General features: G+C 60.3%; 11 protein-coding genes. 5 read left to right on the top strand and 6 right to left on the bottom strand.

Translation table 11 applies throughout. From position 1 onward, the window contains the following. Window positions 1-64 precede the first annotated feature (64 nt). Complete coding sequence (locus ASD70_RS24370; protein WP_056847624.1) at window positions 65-1,453, bottom strand: lipid II-degrading bacteriocin; 1,389 nt, start codon at window positions 1,451-1,453, stop codon at window positions 65-67. A gap of 331 nt (window positions 1,454-1,784) precedes the next feature. Between ASD70_RS24370 and ASD70_RS24375 the strand changes: the two genes are divergently transcribed. The 4 genes from ASD70_RS24375 to ASD70_RS24390 all read left to right on the top strand — a co-directional run bounded on the left by ASD70_RS24375 (window position 1,785) and on the right by ASD70_RS24390 (window position 6,952). Next, window positions 1,785-2,525, top strand: a complete 741-nt coding sequence (locus tag ASD70_RS24375; RefSeq protein ID WP_056847625.1) for an AraC family transcriptional regulator — start codon at window positions 1,785-1,787, stop codon at window positions 2,523-2,525. A 260-nt stretch (window positions 2,526-2,785) separates the two neighbouring features. Then, window positions 2,786-4,267: an efflux transporter outer membrane subunit gene (locus ASD70_RS24380; protein ID WP_046069305.1), complete on the top strand. Its 1,482-nt coding sequence runs from the start codon at window positions 2,786-2,788 to the stop codon at window positions 4,265-4,267. Next, complete coding sequence (locus tag ASD70_RS24385; RefSeq protein ID WP_056847626.1) at window positions 4,264-5,415, top strand: HlyD family secretion protein; 1,152 nt, start codon at window positions 4,264-4,266, stop codon at window positions 5,413-5,415. Before ASD70_RS24380 ends, ASD70_RS24385 begins: the two co-directional genes overlap by 4 nt. Beyond that, a complete protein-coding gene (locus tag ASD70_RS24390; RefSeq protein ID WP_056847627.1) occupies window positions 5,408-6,952 on the top strand; it encodes an MDR family MFS transporter in 1,545 nt (514 codons plus the stop codon). The genes ASD70_RS24385 and ASD70_RS24390 overlap by 8 nt, the downstream gene beginning before the upstream one ends. Before the next feature lie 137 nt (window positions 6,953-7,089). Here the strand turns inward: ASD70_RS24390 and ASD70_RS24395 are convergent, their stop codons facing one another. Both ASD70_RS24395 and ASD70_RS24400 read right to left on the bottom strand, forming a co-directional pair. After that, window positions 7,090-12,045, bottom strand: a complete 4,956-nt coding sequence (locus ASD70_RS24395; RefSeq protein WP_056847628.1) for a hemagglutinin repeat-containing protein — start codon at window positions 12,043-12,045, stop codon at window positions 7,090-7,092. Window positions 12,046-12,153: 108 nt separating this feature from the next. Continuing rightward, window positions 12,154-13,869: a ShlB/FhaC/HecB family hemolysin secretion/activation protein gene (locus tag ASD70_RS24400; RefSeq protein WP_056847629.1), complete on the bottom strand. Its 1,716-nt coding sequence runs from the start codon at window positions 13,867-13,869 to the stop codon at window positions 12,154-12,156. 492 nt (window positions 13,870-14,361) lie between these two features. Between ASD70_RS24400 and nadA the strand changes: the two genes are divergently transcribed. Beyond that, complete coding sequence (gene nadA, locus ASD70_RS24405) at window positions 14,362-15,420, top strand: quinolinate synthase NadA (RefSeq protein ID WP_056847630.1); 1,059 nt, start codon at window positions 14,362-14,364, stop codon at window positions 15,418-15,420. Between the two features lie 136 nt (window positions 15,421-15,556). Here nadA and ASD70_RS24410 read toward each other — a convergent pair whose 3' ends face one another. The 3 genes from ASD70_RS24410 to gcvT all read right to left on the bottom strand — a co-directional run bounded on the left by ASD70_RS24410 (window position 15,557) and on the right by gcvT (window position 17,872). Then, window positions 15,557-16,045, bottom strand: a complete 489-nt coding sequence (locus ASD70_RS24410) for an RDD family protein (RefSeq protein WP_046069299.1) — start codon at window positions 16,043-16,045, stop codon at window positions 15,557-15,559. Window positions 16,046-16,140: 95 nt separating this feature from the next. Continuing rightward, window positions 16,141-16,356: a cold-shock protein gene (locus ASD70_RS24415; protein WP_056847631.1), complete on the bottom strand. Its 216-nt coding sequence runs from the start codon at window positions 16,354-16,356 to the stop codon at window positions 16,141-16,143. A 391-nt stretch (window positions 16,357-16,747) separates the two neighbouring features. After that, entirely contained in the window at window positions 16,748-17,872 is a 1,125-nt protein-coding gene (gene gcvT / locus ASD70_RS24420; RefSeq protein WP_056847632.1) for a glycine cleavage system aminomethyltransferase GcvT, read from the bottom strand. Window positions 17,873-17,987 lie beyond the last annotated feature (115 nt).

Raw genomic sequence — 17,987 nt, forward strand, 5'->3', positions numbered from 1 at the left:
TGTACGATTTTTAATGCTAACACGCTGGGTCCGGACGAGACTCGGCTCGCCCGGATCCTTTGTTTTAGTTAAGAATCAGGTTGTTGATCTCATCGACTTTGGCTGCATCAAAATACGCAGCGGTGGCTGCCATCATCAAGGCCACCACGACGACTCCAGCGGCAGCCGACGCAAAAACAGGAAAGAAGAACGCCATGCTGGTGGCGAGCAAAATTCCAGCACCTGTGCCGACTGCCATCGCTTCAAGTTCAAGCATCAGAGGCTTCCAGTCGCCGGTTTGAAAACCGGAGACGGTTTTCTCGCGGATGGCTTCTGCTTGTACGACTTTACCGACCACACCGAATGCTTTGCCCAAACGGGTGATGTTATCCGCAAAGCTCGCCTTATCCAGTGCATTCAGCGCATCGACCACTGCTTGGGTGTCCAACGCATTCAGTTTCATAGCGGGGTTAGCGCTGATTTTCTCAAAGGTCGCCATTGCTTCTGCATAACTTCTGATTTTCTTGCCAGAGATCTCAGCTTGCATGTCTTGGGCAACTTTGCTCAAGTTGGCACCATATTTTTGAAGCATTTGTTCATTGGCGGTCGATACGAAGCTGACAGCGTCTGTATAGGCAGCCTTTTCATCGGGTGTGAGCTCTTTGGTAACGGTAACTGCGGTTTCGCCTTTGATCACGACCTCAAAGGGCATAGCGCCATGAGCGTCAAATACGCTTTGAAGCGTATTTGCAGCCGCTTCGCCGATGGCTGCTTTGAAACCGGCAGGCATCGAATCGTAGGTGTGGTTGGCGGCGGATACGGAGCCGTTAAATTGATAACTACCGTCCTGAGCCTTATTGAGGGTGCCTTGCAAGGTCAGGGAAAGATTGTCTATCCACGTTGCAAGCTGCCAGGACGTGGCATCTGGCGTAAAAGGAATGTTGCCAATGGAAATCGGCGACGTTCCAATTGGCGCTGAGGCTAGAACATCATTGAACACAGCGCTTGAGATACTCGGTGAGTTCAGCCCGAATAGGTTGATTGAGGTTTCGGTTGGAGTACCTTTGCCGTAAAGGAAGTGCCCAACGGCTGCGACCGGAGTCAGGTCGCCGCCCGAGAGGCCTGGAGAGGAGGTTACGCCACCTGATTGGAAATATTGCTGGGCGTAATTCAAACCATGGCCAGAAGTCAGGCCCGGATTAAAGTAAAGGTAGCTATCTGCAAACGGCACCGATTGCAAATCATGGACGATCCCTGGCGCTGGCCCACCTGTCATTCCCCAGGTGACCTGTTCGTTGGCGATTTTGATTAGCATCTCGCGCCACAACCCCTGGCGATAATAAGCAAAGCGTTCCAGCATCTGCCCTTGGAACACAACTGCCGGGTTCGGCGCGGGAAACGGCAGGCCTCCAGGATTTGCCGGGTAACCGGGCTCTGTGGCAGTGACGACGATGGGTGGAAGAACGATAGTCATGAGTCGATATCCTTATCGATATATATTTCGGTCAATTGTTGGGAATTACCCCTCTGGCTCGGCCTCGCCGCGCTGCTCGTCGCTAGCGATGAATCGGCATAAGATGAGGCCTGTTGGTACTGTGTATCCATACAGTGAAATTTTCAAGGCGAAAATATGCATTTGTGCATTTTTCTGATGTGCGGGTTGTTTCTGCACTCAAGACGCGCCGGAGGCTCCTGGCGGTCTGCCCTAAAAAGGAGAAACGATATGATGCTCACAGCCTCTTCCTGCAATTGCCGACATAGCTCGCTTCTCTCAAGACGAGCAAACGCCGCGATGGCCTGCTGAAATGAACGCGCCTACCCCATTAGCCGCGCTCGCCGCTAACTATGAACACGGCCACATCGTGGCGCCCCATCGGCATGACGAGGGCCAGCTCGTCTATGCCATCAACGGCGTGATGCTGGTGTCGGTGGAGGCGACGGCCTGGGTGGTGCCTTCCGGGCATGCATTGTGGGTGCCTTCAGGGAGGGAGCATCAGATCCGCATGACCGGTGAGGTGCGTATGCGCACCTTGTTGATCTCGCCGGGGGCGCATCGTGGCTTGACGGCGGATTGCGAGGTCATCAGGGTTTCGCCGCTGTTGCGCGAGCTGATTGTCGCTGCGGGCGATGAAGTCGACAGTGAGCCGGCGTTGTTGCGCCATGCGCAAATTGTCGAGTTGATTTTCTCGGAGCTCGACCGGGCACAACGGGTGCTGGCGCATGTGCCGATTCCGGATGAGCCGAGGCTCAAGTCGCTGTGTGCGGGCTTTATCGACAACCCTTCCCAGGAGTCGACACTGGAGAGTTGGGCGCTGCAGCTCAATATGAGTTCGCGTACCTTGGCGCGGCTGTTCCAGAAAGAGTTGGGCATGAGTTATGGCGAATGGCGCAAGCGCACGCGGTTGTTGCTCAGCATGCAGCGCCTGGCCTGTGGCGTGTCGATCCTGGAAGTGGCGCTGGAGCATGGTTATCAGAGCCCGAGTGCGTTTACTGCGATGTTCAAGCGCACCATGGGTTACACCCCGCGTAACTGTCGATTGGTGTGATTTGACTCGGCGACAGGCTTCCCTGTCACCCTCGGTTCAAATGTGGGAGGGGGCTTGCCCCCGATGGCGGTGGGTCAGTTACAGATTTGCTAACTGATACTCCCTCATCGAGGGCAAGCCCCCTCCCACATTTGGACTAAGTACTGCCAAGCCACCCCGCACCTTGTCCCAATCAAAACGATGGTTGTCCGGAACTCGGGAGATTCGTACCTCGTTGCGCTCTTACCCTGGGTCTCTACTTGGCCTTCTGGATTTCTTCGATGGGTTCGCCTTCTTTCCCCCCACGGCATGGCCGTCTTGCGCTGCTTGGCATTGCGCTGGTGTTGTCGGCGGGGTGTTCGTCCTGGGTTGCCCATGCGCCCGCACAGCCACATCCGCAGCGCATCAATGCCCTGAGCCACTTGCCACAAGGCGTATCGGCCCAGGCGTTACCCGAGCGCTGGTGGCAGTTGTACAACGACCCGCAGCTCGATGGGCTGGTGCTGCAGGCATTGCTGCACAACCGCGACCTGGCGGCGGCCCAGGCCCATGTGCAAGCGATGCTGGCCGGGATCATGCAGGCCGATGCCGAGCGCTGGCCGGCCACCCAGGCGTCAGTGGGCGCCGAGTACGGCAAGACGGCCGATGACCAGACCCTGGCCAAGGCCACCGATAGTCATGCGCCGTCAGAGTGGGCGTTCAACCCGGGCTTTGAACTGGCTTATCAAGTGGACGTCTGGGGCAAGGTCCAGCGCAGTATCGAGCGGGCCCAGGTGCAAGCCGCGGCGGCGCAGGACGCCGAAGACTTGTTGCGCATTACCGTCGTGGCGCAAACCACCCGCGCCTATGTGAATGCCTGCGCCCTCGGTGCACGTGCCAAGGTCCAGCGTCATTCGTTGGACGTGGTCGGGCGCAGCCTGGCGTTGATCGATCGCCAGCGCCAGGCCGGTGTGGTGACGGACCTTGAATACACGCGCATGCAAGCCCTGCAGGGCGAAACCCAGGCCTTGCTGCCGATGCTTGAGGCGCGTCGGCAAGCGGCGCTGTACGAGCTGGCGATGCTGACCGGCGTGGCTGATCTGGAACAAAGCGCTGGCGCTGCGAGCTGTGAAGTGGTGCCACAACTCAATGCCGAACTGCCGGTGGGCGATGGCTGGCAATTATTGGCGCGCCGCCCCGATATCCGTCAGGCCGAGCGAGCGTTGCAGGCGGCCACGCTGCAAGTGGATATCGTCCAGGCCGACCTGTACCCGAAGGTTACCTTCGGCGCCTCGGTGTCTTCATCGGCCAACAGGCCCCATGAGCTGGGCGACAGCAGCGCGGTGATGTTCGGCATCGGCCCGCTGATCACCTGGCAGTTCCCCAATTGGCGCGCCAACCGCGCACGGGTCAACCAGGCGCGGGCGCTTGAGCAGGTGGAGGTGGCGCAATTCGAGGCCAGCGTACTCAAGGCCCTCAAGGAGGTGCGCCAGGCCCTGGCCTTGTATGACGGCGAGCGCCAGCGCCACGCGGCCTTGAGCCAGGCACTGGACAGCAGCCGCCACGCTTACAGGTTGGCCCAATTCAACTACGACGCCGGGTCTATCGATTTCCTGGACGTGCTGGACAGCGAGCGTGAACTGATCCGCCTACAGGCCACTCGCGCCGACGCCGATGGCCAGTTGCTGCAACGCCAGATCAGCCTGTTTCGGGCGCTCGGCGGTGGTTGGCAACCTTCAGCTCCCACCCACGCTTACACCACTTTTTCCGGTACCCAACCATGAATATCGCCGTTGATGAAAAAACTGCTGTCCAGGATGAATCGGCGCATACGCGCAAGCAACGTCGCAAACGGCACCTGATCCTGCTGGGCGGCGCGGCGCTGTTGATCGCAGCGGTGGTGTTCGGCGTGTACTGGATGACGGTCGGCCGGTATCTGGAACAGACCGATGATGCCTATGTGCGTGCCGACTGGATTCCCATCAGCCCCAAGGTCTCCGGGTATGTGGCCGAGGTGTTGGTTGCGGACGACCAGCCCGTCAAGGCCGGGGATGTGCTGGTGCGCATCGAGGACCATGACTACCAGGCACGTTTGGAACAGGCCCGTGCACAACTGGCCGAAACCCAAGCCTCGGTGGCGGCGCAACAGGCCAACCTCAACGTCACCGACAGCCTGATCGCCCAGCAACAGGCCGGCGTTGCCCAGGCTCAGGCCCACGCCCGCAGCGTGGCGGCCGAGTTGCACCGCGCACGCCTCGACCAGCGTCGCTACGAAGGGTTGGTGCGCGACCACGCCGCCAGTACCCAGCGCCTGGAAACGGCGGCCGCCAGCTACACCCAGGCCAGCGCCGCGGTGGAAATTGCCAAGGCCATGCAACGTCAACAGGAAACCCGGCTGACCGTTGCCATCAGTCGCCGCCAATTGGCCCAAGCCTCGCTCCAACAACAGATAGCCCGACGCAGCCAAGCCCAGGCGCAGTTGAACCTGGCGACCCATGCGCAGGAAGACACCTTGATCCGCTCGCCCATCGACGGCGTGGTAGGGCAGCGCAAAGTGCGCACCCGCCAGTACGTCGCGCCAGGCTTGCCGCTGCTGGCGGTGGTGCCCTTGCAGCAGGCCTACGTGGTGGCCAACTACAAGGAAACCCAATTGCGCGACATGCGCGCCGGCCAACCCGTCGACATCAGCATCGACAGCTATTCAGGACGCAAGCTCAAGGGCCACGTGGTGAGTTTTTCGCCAGGTTCGGGGGCGGTGTTCGCACTGTTGCCGTCGGATAACGCCACCGGCAACTTCACCAAGATCGTGCAGCGCTTCCCGGTGAAGATTGTCATCGATGAGCATGATCAGGGCGGGCCTATCCTGCCAGGCATGTCGGTGATCACTACGGTCGATACCCGGCCAGCCAACCAGGGCGTTGCACATGACTGAAGCCGCTGAAAAGAGCGTGTCCTTTCGCGCCTGGGTGGCGGTGATCGGTGGGCTGTTCGGCTGTTTCATGGCCGGCATGAACGTGCACGTGACCAGCGCCGCATTGCCGGAAATCGAAGGCTCCCTGGGGGCGACGTTCGAGGAGGGCTCGTGGATCTCCACCGCCTATTTGGTCGCGGAGATCGTGATGATCCCGCTGACCGCCTGGCTGGTGCAGGTGTTCTCCCTGCGCCGGGTGATGCTGGTGGGTTCGTTTGTATTCCTGGTGGCGTCCATTGCCTGCTCCTGGGCGCCCAACCTGGAAGTGATGATCATCATTCGGGTGATCCAGGGTGCGGCCGGCGCGGTACTTATCCCCTTGTCATTCCAGTTGATCATCACCGAGCTGCCGCCAAGCAAGATTGCCATGGGCATGGCCTTGTTCGCCCTGTCCAACAGCGTTGCCCAGGCCGCCGGGCCGTCCATCGGTGGCTGGCTGACGGATGCTTATTCCTGGCGCTGGATTTTCTACCTGCAACTGGCCCCGGGTATTCTCTTGCTGCTGGCGGTGGCGTGGTCCATCGACGCCAAGCCCATGCAGTTGAGCCTGCTCAAACGCGGCGACTGGGGCGGCATCATCGCCATGATCGTCGGCCTGGGTGGCTTGCAGATCGTGCTGGAAGAAGGCGGGCGCAAGGATTGGTTCGGCTCCGATTTCATTGTGTGGATGTCACTGGTCGCAGGCGTTGCCCTGGTGTACTTCGTGCTGTCGCAGCTGTATGGCAGTCGCTCCTTCATCAACCTGCGCCTGCTCAAGAGCTATAACTTCGGGGTGGCCAGTGCGGCGATGTTCATTTTCGGCGGAGCGACCTTCGGCCTGGTGTTCCTGGTGCCCAACTACCTGTCCCAGTTGCAGGGCTACAACGCCCGGGAAATCGGCATCAGCCTGATCGCCTACGGCATGGTGCAACTGGTGCTGGCGCCGTTCATGCCACGCCTGATGAAGTGGCTCAACCCGAAACTGATGGTCGCCAGCGGCTTTTTCATCATGGCGCTGGGGTGTTATCTGGGGGCGCATCTGGATGTGGATAGCGCTGCCAACGTGATCATTCCTTCCACGGTGGTGCGCGGTATCGGACAACCGCTGATCATGGTGGCGCTGTCGGTGCTGGCGGTATCCGGCCTGGCCAAGGAGGAAGCTGGTTCTGCCTCTGCCTTGTTCTCCATGCTGCGTAACCTGGGTGGGGCTGTAGGTACTGCGGGGTTGACGCAGATCGTCGCCATGCGCGAGCGCTTTCACTCCGAGCGGGTAGGGGAGTCGATCACCTTGTTTTCGCCGTCCTTGCAGGAGCGTTTGCGCGTCAGCATGGCCGACAGCGAGGGTTTCATCTTCAATCAACTGTTACCCGCTCAACAGCAGGTTCTTGAGGGGCTGATCCATACCGTGCGGCGGGAGGCGTACCTGATGGCTTACAGCGATGCGTTCTACGTGTCCTGTATAGCGTTGGTGCTATGTGGTGTGGCGGCCCTTGCCTTGCGGCAACAAGCCAGGAATTAGGTCTACAAATGTGGGAGGGGGCTTGCTCCCGATAGCGGTGGGTCAGATACAGATAAGCTGACTGACACACTGCAATCGGGAGCAAGCCCCCTCCACATTTGGATCTGTTTCGTTTAGTAAATCGGGTGCTTAACCTTTTAGTTGATGCCTTGATCAATCCCCGCCTGCAAGGCCTGGCTTTCACTGTGCCCACCCGCTCGCAGTGGTCCCAGGTTGAAGGCTTGATCCTTGCGCGTGGCGTCGTCCTGCTTCTGAGTCAATTCATCCTTGGCCCCCAGTGCGAGGTTGACCGGTGATTTCGAGACGTTCAGGCCGACATCAGCACGGTAGTCGCTGCCGGCCAATGCCGTAGCGGTGACTTTGGAACCGCCCAGCTCGACCTTGCCATGCTCGGCGCCGATCCGCGCACCCGTGAGGTGCGTATCACCGCTCACCTGCAGATTGACGCCCTGGCTTGCGTGAATGCCTGACGCCTGGGTGACGCTGTCCTTGACCACATGGCTGACGTCCAGATACAGGGTCGGGGTGTAGTTGGTGTTGCCACTCTTGTCACCGAACAACACGCTTTCGGCGGTATTGGCTACCGAGCTGCCGGTGGTGTTCTTGCCGCTGACGACGTAGCTGTCGCTGTTTTTCGGCCAGACCTTATCCTTGAAGCCCGACAGGCGTGTGCCCAGGGCCTCCTTCTTGTCCGCCAGGTAAGCCTTGGCCTTGTCCACACGGGTGCCGAAAGCGCCACGGGGCTCGGGGTTCACGTCGTAGCTGCCGCTGCGGGTGAATTTTTCCTCCAGGCGTTCCTTGACGTTGACGACGCCGTTGACCACTTTGTCCTTGGCCGAAGCCAGGTGCCCGGTGCTTTTGTCTACAACGTTCTCCAGTTTGTCGCGATGCTTGTCGAACGCACCTTCGGCCTTGGCTTGCACTTTGTCCTTGAGCGGTCCGGTGGCAGTGGCGAGTTTATCCACCACGCCGGGCTGGTTTTTTTCCACATCCAGCCTGGCATCGACATTCACCTGGGTGCTGTTGACCTGGTCCTTGCGACTTTCGACGATGAGATCGCCACCTACCTTGCCGTTCACCTGGTCGGCTTCGATGCGTGCCCCGGCCAGGTGGGTGTCGCCGGCACTGTTGATGACCACGTTGTCGGCCTTGATCAGGCTGTCGTGCTGGGTGGTGCTTTGCAGGTGATCCACGTCGACCTTGGCTCGCGCATTGATGCCGCGCTGGGTCTTGGGTGTGGCGTGCTCACCGGCATCGGCCAAGGTGGTCTTGGCAACGCTGCCACCCGCGCCCAGGGTCACGCCCCAGTTGTCATGGGCCTGGGTTGACTGTGCAGACTCTTGCAGGATGCCGCCGTTCTGCGCGACGAGGTCGACTCTGGCCGCGTTGATCTGAGCACCCTGCAAGTGCAGGGCATCAGCCGCCTCGGCACCACTGGCGAGGCTGACCTTGCCGTTGCTGTGCAACTGCCCGACGACGATGCCCTGGTCATTTTCCGCCACCTTACCGATGTTGAAATTGGCACTGAGGCTGCCGGTCTTGCTGCTGCTTTCGGCAGTGCTGGTCTTGCCGGCGCCGGCAGTCAGGCCGCCGCCCAGGTTGCTGCCTTTGCTGATGTGGCTGTTGGTGGCGGCTTGCAGGTCGAGCTTGCCCCCGGCATTGAGGCTGATATCGCCGGTCTTGGCGGTAGCGGTGCCGATCTGCGTGCCTTGCAGGGTCATGTCGCCGCCGCTGCTGAGCTGGATCGGCCCGCTGCCCTGGACCGACGCGACGCGGGCCTGGCTGTCCTGGGTGTCCAGGCGTTTGTTGTCCAGTTGCACACCGGCACCGAGGTTGACGTTGTTGCCATTGGCGCCCGGCGCGGTGCCCACGGTCAATGAACCGTTGCCGCGCAAGGTGCTGCTGTTTTTGCTCTGGGTGTCGTTGGCCTGGTTGAGCGCCAACTCACCGCCGGTCTTGAGGTTGACGCCTGCCTGGCCGCCGTTGAACTTGCTGCCTTCATAGCGTGCATCTCCCTTGGCCTCGATGCTCACCCCCTGGGTGCCGGCATAGCTGCCGACCACCGCCGTGCTGCTGGTTTCACGCACATCGCTACTGCCACCCAAACCGCTGCCGCGCAGATTCAGGTCTTCACCGGTGGTGGTGTAGATCCGCACGCCCGCCTTGGCGTCAACGCCTTGCTCGCCGCTGTCGTGGGTATTGGCCGCTGCCGTGGCGACATGTTCGCCGGCCTTGATCGTCAGCCCGCCATCGGTGGCCCGATATTGAGTGCCTGTATCCTGCAGTTTCCCAGCGGTATCGACCTGCACCGTGGCGCCACTGAACTGGCTGACCACCGCCGTGCTGTCCTGCTGTGTGCGGGTTTTGTTGGTATGTCCGACTTCAACGTCCAGGCCGACATTCGGCTGCTCAAACGCGTCCAGCAAACCGGGCTGATGAAATTTGACCTGGGCCACGCCTTCGACGGCTTTTTCGATCGGGCGGGTGATGCCTTTGTACTCCACGTTGGCGCCGACATCGGCGGTCCAGCCGTTTTGCTTATGGGTGCTGGTCTCGGTGGAATGGGCTGCCTGGTTGTCGATCTGGCCTGCATTGACCAGCAACTCGGAGCCAGCCTTTACCTGTGCGCCCTGGCTGGTGAGGGTGTTGCCGGCGTTGATGGTCAGCTTGCTGGCTGCTGCCACGGTGCTGGTGTGCGCGGTAGTTTTGCTGCTGGTGTCCTCGCTGCTCTGGTGGCTGAATTGCGCACCACTGCCAGCCCGATCAAGGCCGCCGGTGTAGTAGAAGCTACCGCCGGTGGTGGTCTTGTCGACGGCTTGGGTGCGGCTGTCGTCAGCTGCCAACAGCTCGACGTTTTTACCGCTCAGGCTTGCATCACCCTGGGTCGCCTTGACGTTGGAACCCTTGATGCTCACATCGCCGCCAGCGCTGACTGCCACACTGTCGCCTTCAAGGCTGGACGCCTGTTGCCGGGTGGTGTCGGTCTTGCGGGTTTGCTGCTGGTCTTCATAGCTCACCCCCGCACGATACTGACGGCTGCCGTCGGCGGTTTCCTTGGCGTAGCCATCGAAGCCACGGGTGTGCGTGCTGGTGGTGTCGTGGCGGGTATTTTCAGCCGCAACCACCTTGATATCGCCTTTGGCATCCGCCTGCAGTTCGCCGGCGGCAGACACCTGCGAGCCGCTGACGGTGATGTCCTTGGCGCTTTGCAGCTTGAGGTTGCTGTCCGAGCGCAGGTTGCTGGCGACAACGGTGCTGTCCTTGAGGTTCTTGCGGCTTTCATCCTTGGAGATGCCGAAGAATTTGCTGTCGTTGCTGTAGCGGTTGTCGTGGGAGCTGTCCTGTACGCCGTCGATCACCAGCGAGCCCTTGTCGCTGATGACACTGGCCTGCTTGCCGCCACGGGCCTGGCTGCCGCTGATACGTACGGCGTCGGCCTTGACGATCAGCTTGCCATCGGCGTTGACCTTGCTGGCAATGTTCAAGGTCTTGCCCTGATTGCCGTCGCCATTCTTGCCGAAGAAGCTGCCACCTGTCAGGTCACCGGAGTAGGCGTTGTCGCTGCTGCTCTGGGTACGGCTGGCGCTGGCAATTTCCACTTGGCGGCCAGCCAACTGGATATCGCCTGGGGTTTGCAGTTCGGCGCCTTGCAATTGCAGTTTTTGCTTGCTGGTCAGCTCCAGCGTGTTGCCTGCCTTGAGGCTGCTGGTGATGCTGCGTTGTTCGCTGCTGGATTTGTCCCAGTTGGCTTTCCACAGGTGCTTGCGATGGTTGCCCTGGTCGCGGGTTTCATGGGTTTCGGTGGCGGCGTTCACCTGCAAGTCGGCGCCGCTGTTGACGCGCAAGGCGTTGCCCGCTTCCACGTGACTGGCTTTGATCTCGGTCTTGGTGCCGGACGACAGCGCGGCATCTTGTTGCGCGACAACCTTGTTGCCGTGCTGGCGCGAGTCCTTGTCGGTGGTGGTGCGGTCATAGGTTTCGTAGGTGAACAGGAAGTTGCTGTTGTCCCACTGTTCACGCTTTTCCTGGAGCTTGCGGCTTTCCAGGCTGCTGAGGGTCAGGTTGCGGCTGGCAGCAAGCTTGACGTTACGCCCGCTGATGTCGGTGGCCGCCAGGTTCAAGTCCCTGGCACTGTGCAAGTCGACATCGCCCTGGCGGCTCTGCACACCGGCGCGGGCGGCGTCGAGGCTGTTGGCGTGAACCTGGCCGCTGATAACGAGGTCGCCGGCCGAGCTGATTTTCACGCCGTCACGGCCGTCCACCTGCACGCCGCCCACGCGCACTCCGGCTCCTTCGGCAGTGCTGATGATATTGATGCGCCCGGCCAGCATCGCCCCGAACAGGCGTGCGTCGATGCGCTGGTCCTGGGTCTTGCTGGCCGGGTCCACGTGGCTGACTTGCCCGCTGGCGAAGTCGACCTGATTGCGCCCGACCGTGAGGTTCAATTGATCATGGGCACTGATGCTGCCGTCGCTGTCGATACGTGGCGCGATCAGGTTGATGGAGCCTTCGCGGTTGTGCAGGCCCTGGCCTTGCACCGTCAGTTGGCCGGTGGCATCCCGGGTGCTCAAGGCTTGCAGTTTGCCGTTGTCGAGTTCAGGGCGGCCGACCACCAGGTTGGCATTCGGGGTGTTGATGAAACTGCCGCCATTCACAGAAATGCCGTTGGGGTTGGCCAGCACATAATCGGCGGCCTGGCCGAAAATCTCCTGGGCGCCGTTGAGGGCCGAGGCATTGCGACTGATCACTTCGTTGAGGATCACGCTCGCCGCCTGGCCGTGGAACTGCGGGTTGGCCGCCAGTTGCCCGGCGAGCTTGGACACGTCGGCCTGCAAGGCATTGTTCAGCACCAGGCCCTGGCGGTCGACGTTATAATCCAGAAACTGGTTATGAGACAGGCCGCCGGCATTCGGCGCAACGATATTGACGATGGGCACGCCGCCCTGGTTTTGCAGTTGCGGCGTGCCGCCAGGGCCTTCGACCACGGTCACGCCCGCGGCGAGCACAAGCTGGGGCAGCAGGAACAGGCTGGCAATGGCCCAGCGCAGTTTGCCCTGGGGCGAAAGGTGAAAGCTGTGGGAAGTAGTCGGCATAAATGATCTCGCTCTGTGTTGGCTGATCCACGACGTGCGTTGTTCGTTGCAACGCTATTGGGGTGATCAGGTACGGCGGTTGACTCAGGCTAAAAAACAGCTCATGGCTCAAATCTGTAGGCTCAGGCGTGTCAGCCAGACCTCCGGCTCCTGGCGAAAACCTGTTGGGGTGTTGAGGTTGCGTTGGTAATCGAAGTCGAGCTGCACGTTTTTCCAGCTCAGGTTGAGCCCCGCGCTGGCGCCGCTCAGGCGTTGGCTTTGGGCACCGTGTTCGCGCTTGACCCAGCCGTTGTCGAGGCCCAGGCGCGGGGTGATCTTCACCGGCAAATCGCTGTTCAGCGGCAGGCGCAAAGTGTTGCGCCACACCGCGCCAATCGCGCCGGAGCTGCTGTTGTCGCGGTAGCCGCGCACGGCCGAGTCGTCGGTGACCAGCAGTTGTTCGATGGCAGGCAGCGCGTCCGGGCTGTATTGCAACGACAGCTGGCTCTGCCACTGCCAGGGTTGCGCCGACCATTGGCCATTGCGCCATTGGCTGAGGTTGGCGCGGTACTTGTGGAACTGGGCCTTTGGCCGGTTTTTCTGCACCTGATCGGCATCGCGATCGGCGCCGAACCAAGTCAGGCCCTGGGCGTAATTGACGTCCAGGTTCCACACCGCGCTGTTGAGCCAGAACAGGTTCAGGCCGGCCTCGGCCACCGTCAGCGTCGGGCTCTGGATGTCCAGGTGGGCTTTCTGCAGGTAGCTGTCGACGTCCTTGTAGGCCAGTTGCAGGTTGGCGCTCAGTTGATGACCCTGGTCGCGCCACAGCACCCGGTCGCTGCGCAGGCTGACCTGATCGGTGCGGCCGCTGTTGTAGAGCGTCGTGCGGCTGAGTTTGAACGGCGAGCGGTATTCGGCATGGCTGGCGAACAGGCTGTAGGTCCAGTAGCCATAGGGGATTGAGTAGAACAGGCTGTGGCTGCGGCTGTAGCGTGGCCCATGGTTGAGCGTGTCGCTGAAACTCAGGTTGAGCGAATCGCCCAATTGCAGCGGGCTGTCCAGGCTCAGGCTGAGGGCATTGCGATCACGCCCGGTGCCGGCGCTGCCGAGGTTATCCAACCCAAGCCCCAGGGCCCAGCGCGAGGCACTGCTGCGCGAGCGCAGGATGATGCGCGAGGCGCCCGCCTGGCTGCCAGGGGCGATATCGGCGGTGAGGTCGACCGAGCGCAGGCGGTTGAGCTGGTCCAGGCCCTGTTCCAGGTCGCGCAGGTTCAGCGGCTTGCCGAGCATCCCGGGAAACGCTGCGCCTAACGACACGGGCAGGCTCTGGTCGGCTAGTTCGATGGCTTCGAGATAACCTTCCTCGACGTGAATATCCAGTGGGTGCCCGGCGCTCGGCGCACTGATCAAGTAGGGGCGGCTGGCGATATAGCCGGCCTCGACATACAGCCGCGTGATCTCGGCCAGCAGGCGGTTGATCTGGGTGACGCCCATGCAGGGGGCAACGTAGGGCTCAATGTGGTTGTCCAGCTCGGTGCGGCTGAACAATGTGACCCCGGCCAGGCGTGTACCGCGCAGGGGCCAGCAGCGTTCATCCTGGGCGATGTCTTTGGGCGCGGTCGGTGTGCTCGGCGGTGTACCGAAACGGCCGCGCTGCATCTGGCGCTGGCGCTGCTCCAGTTGTAACTGCTGCAGGTCGCGCTGCTGTTGCTGCTGCAAGCGAAGGGCTTCCTGGCCTGGCTGCGGCGCATCGGCGGCAGCCGCAGGCAGCGCGCACAGGCAGAGCAGGGTGATGCCCCACTTTTGAATACGACACCAGTGTCCGGTTGTGGGCTGAATTGGCACTCGACATCCTTAACGTAGAAATACACACGATCTATGCCTCCTGAGCCAAACCGTTAACTCAGGGGAGTTGCCACACTGGAGTCATCATTAAACGGTTCGTTACATGAGTGGGGGATTTATTGCACAAAACGTGAGGAATACCACGTTATTTAGGGAAAAAACGCACAAAAATAGTGCGTAATGGGCGAGTGGTAACCTGAGGTTTCAGTGTTTCAAGGGGGTTGGTGGCGATGGAGGGGGTGGAGGTTTTTTGGATTGTTGCAGTTATTGCGCTTAATCATTGTGTTTATGGCAGGCGGCGGTGCGCCCAACAGCCGCGTACCGGCATACCAGATTAGGCTTTTGAATCCATTCGATATTCTGTAGCCTTGCGCGGCTTCATCTTTACCCGTGCTTGATGAACACAAACACTTCGTCCGGCGGCGCCCGAAGGGCTCCAGAGCCGGTGGTACACTCGACTTTCGCGCTACTGCGCCTGCAGGTCTTGCGAACATGACGCACATTTCCGAACGCCTACTGGTTCAAGCCCACCTCGACGCCAAGCAGCCCAAGGTGCTCAGCGCCGCGCAAGAGGCGAGCCTGCGCGCCGCCATCGCCGCCGAGCTCAAGGCTCAGGATGCGGTGCTGGTTGCCCACTTCTATTGCGACCCGGTGATCCAGGCCCTGGCCGAAGAAACCGGTGGCTGTGTTTCCGACTCCCTGGAAATGGCGCGATTTGGCGCCGCCCATCCGGCCAAGACCGTGCTGGTGGCCGGTGTGCGGTTCATGGGCGAGACCGCCAAAATTCTCACCCCTGAAAAACGCATCCTCATGCCGACCCTGGAAGCCACTTGCTCCCTGGACCTTGGTTGCCCGGTGGATGAGTTTTCAGCGTTCTGCGACCAGCATCCGGAGCGCACCGTGGTGGTGTATGCCAACACCTCGGCGGCGGTCAAAGCCCGTGCCGATTGGGTCGTGACCTCCAGCTGCGCGCTGGAAATCGTCGAAAGCCTGATGGACAACGGCGAGACCATTATCTGGGGCCCGGACAAACACCTGGGCACCTACATCCAGCGCCAGACCGGTGCCGACATGCTGCTGTGGGACGGTGCCTGCATCGTCCATGAAGAGTTCAAGTCCAAGCAGTTGGAGGACATGAAGGCGTTGTACCCGGACGCGGCGATCCTGGTGCACCCGGAATCGCCGACCTCGGTGATCGAGTTGGCGGATGCCGTAGGCTCGACGAGCCAACTGATTGCTGCGGCGCAGCGCCTGCCGAACAAGATCTTTATCGTGGCAACTGATCGCGGCATTTTCTACAAGATGCAGCAGCTGTGCCCGGACAAAGTCTTCATCGAGGCGCCGACTGCGGGTAACGGCGCGGCATGTCGCAGTTGCGCGCACTGCCCGTGGATGGCGATGAATACGCTGGAGCGCACGTTGCAGTGTCTACGAGAGGGCAGTAATGAGATTTTCGTCGAGCCGTCGGTGATTCCACAGGCGGTGCGACCGCTCAAGCGCATGCTCGACTTCACCCAGGCTGCACGCCTCAAGCTGGCAGGTAACGCATAGCCCAGGTGTGAACACTTTCCAAATGTGGGAGGGGGCTTGCTCTTGATAGCGGTGGATCAGTCAAGATATCTGGTGACTGTCACACCGCCATCGGGAGCAAGCCCCCTCCCACATTTGGATCTACGCTATTGTGCGATTACTTCTTTTGCTTGGGGATCCGCACCAGCTGCGTATCCGAATAGATGTCATGCCAGCTGCGTTTGTGTTTATCGAACAACGACCAGACAAACCCCAGCCCCACGCATAACCACGACGCAATCGACACCACAAAACGCAACAACGCCTGCCATAGGCTGATCCGCGAACCGTCGGCATTTTGTACACGCACGCCCCACACCTGCATGCCCAGGGTTTGCCCGGAATGGGTCCAGAACTTGGCGAAGAATCCAAACAGCACAAACAACAGGATTGTCGACAGCAACGGATCACCGTCCAGGGCGCCGGACTCGGTGAGGGTGCGCATTTTCGCTTCGCCCACAAAGGCGATCCACACCAGCTTGTAGACAAATGCAGTGACGATCAGCAGCGCCGTGCACAACAGGAAATCGTAGAACATCGCTGCCAGGCGACGGCCCAGGCCAACGGCGGGGAATTGGCCTTGGGGGCTTAGCAGGTGCTTCGACATGGCAGGGCTCTCAGAAGGAAAAGCAGCATTTTACGGACAAACGCCCATAAAAAAGCCCCTGATGTCATATCAGGGGCTTTTTGTCGCAGGAAGGATCAGGTGTTCTCTGCTTGTACTTCGTCAGCCTGCATGCCTTTCTGGCCTTGTACAGCTACGAAGGTCACTTTTTGGCCTTCTTTCAGGCTCTTGAAGCCATTGCCCTGGATAGCGCGGAAATGCACAAACAGATCCGGGCCGCTTTCTGGAGTGATAAAACCAAACCCTTTTTCGTCATTGAACCACTTGACGAGACCGCTCTGACGTTCAGCCATTTTCTTCTTTCCTTTGACGCTAAAATTAATGACAGCCCCTTTCACATGAAAGAGTACTGGGCTGGGTTGCAGGAAAGTAAGAGACGTCGAACGGGTTGTAGCAAAACTTTTAGCTACTGCCCAGGTCCAGGTTCCAAGCGACCCATGCAAACACAGTGAACGAACTCTACGCCAACTAATATGAAAAAAACAAGCCCTGCGAAAGGCCATGTTTTTGCTCGGGCATATGACACTTTGTTGAACGTAGGAGTGATGAGTTATTCGATAGAGTTATTCACTTGTTATAGGAGATTTCCTATAGAAAAGACTATCGGATATGCACTGTTTTATGGCGGCTGCGTTACAGTTTAGTGCGCGTTAACGCAGCCGCGTTACTTATTGAAACATTTATTCAGCCGCGATAGTAACGCTGTGGCACGAATGGCATTTTACTTACACGTAATGGCACCTTTTTCCCACGTACCAGTGCAGAGACTTCGGTATCCAGTGCAGTAAAGGCGTTGTCCAGGTAACCCATGGCGAGCGGGCCGCCCAGAGTTGGGCCAAAGCCACCGCTGCACACGCTGCCGATCACGGTGCCGTGTTCGTCGACGATCTCGGCACCTTCACGCACCGGGGTGCGTTCCTGGGGCAATAAGCCTACGCGCTTGCGGCTGACGCCAGCTTGCTGCTGGGTGAAAATCCGGTCGGCACCCGGGAAGCCACCTGCGCGTGCGCCGTCAGCGCGACGAGCCTTGGAGATCGCCCACAACAGGCTGGCTTCGATTGGCGTAGTGTCGGTGTTCATGTCATGTCCATAGAGGCACAGGCCGGCTTCCAGGCGCAGGGAGTCGCGGGCGCCCAGGCCGATGGCCTGTACTTCGGTTTCGGCCAGCAGGCTGCGGGCGAGGCTTTCTGCGTTGGCCGCCGGTACGGAGATTTCAAAACCGTCTTCACCGGTGTAGCCGGAGCGGCTGACGTAGCAGTCGACGCCCAGCAGACGCAAGGTGGCAAATTGCATGAAGGTCATCTGAGTGACCTCCGGCGCCAGGCGCGCCAGTACCTTCACCGCCGCCGGGCCCTGCAGGGCCAGCAGGGCACGCTCTTCAAACAGCGGCTCGATGGTGCATTGGTCGCCGATATGGTTGCGCAGATGCGCCAGGTCCTGGTCCTTGCAGGCGGCGTTGACCACCAGGAACAGTTCGTCGTTGCCTAGGTTGGCGACCATCAGGTCGTCGAGGATGCCGCCTTGCTCGTTGGTGAACATCGCGTAGCGCTGCATGCCCACCGGCAGGTCGATGATATCCACCGGTACCAGGGTTTCCAGGGCCTTGGCGGCATTGGCGCCGGTCAGACGGATCTGGCCCATGTGGGACACGTCGAACAAGCCGGCCTGTTCACGGGTGTGCAGGTGTTCCTTCATCACGCCCAGCGGGTATTGCACCGGCATGTCGTAGCCGGCGAAAGGCACCATGCGCGCGCCCAGTTCGAGGTGCAGGGCGTGCAATGGGGTTTTCAACAGGGTTTCGGTGGACATATTCAGCTCCTGAACAACGTGCTGGCGCGCTGGTAGGCGCCAGCACTCGATAATGTTGTCAAAAATGTGGGAGCAGGCTTGCTCGCTCCCACATTTGATCGAGTTGACCTTCAGG

The organism is Pseudomonas sp. Root569 (assembly GCF_001427465.1).
Classification (GTDB): domain Bacteria; phylum Pseudomonadota; class Gammaproteobacteria; order Pseudomonadales; family Pseudomonadaceae; genus Aquipseudomonas; species Aquipseudomonas synxantha.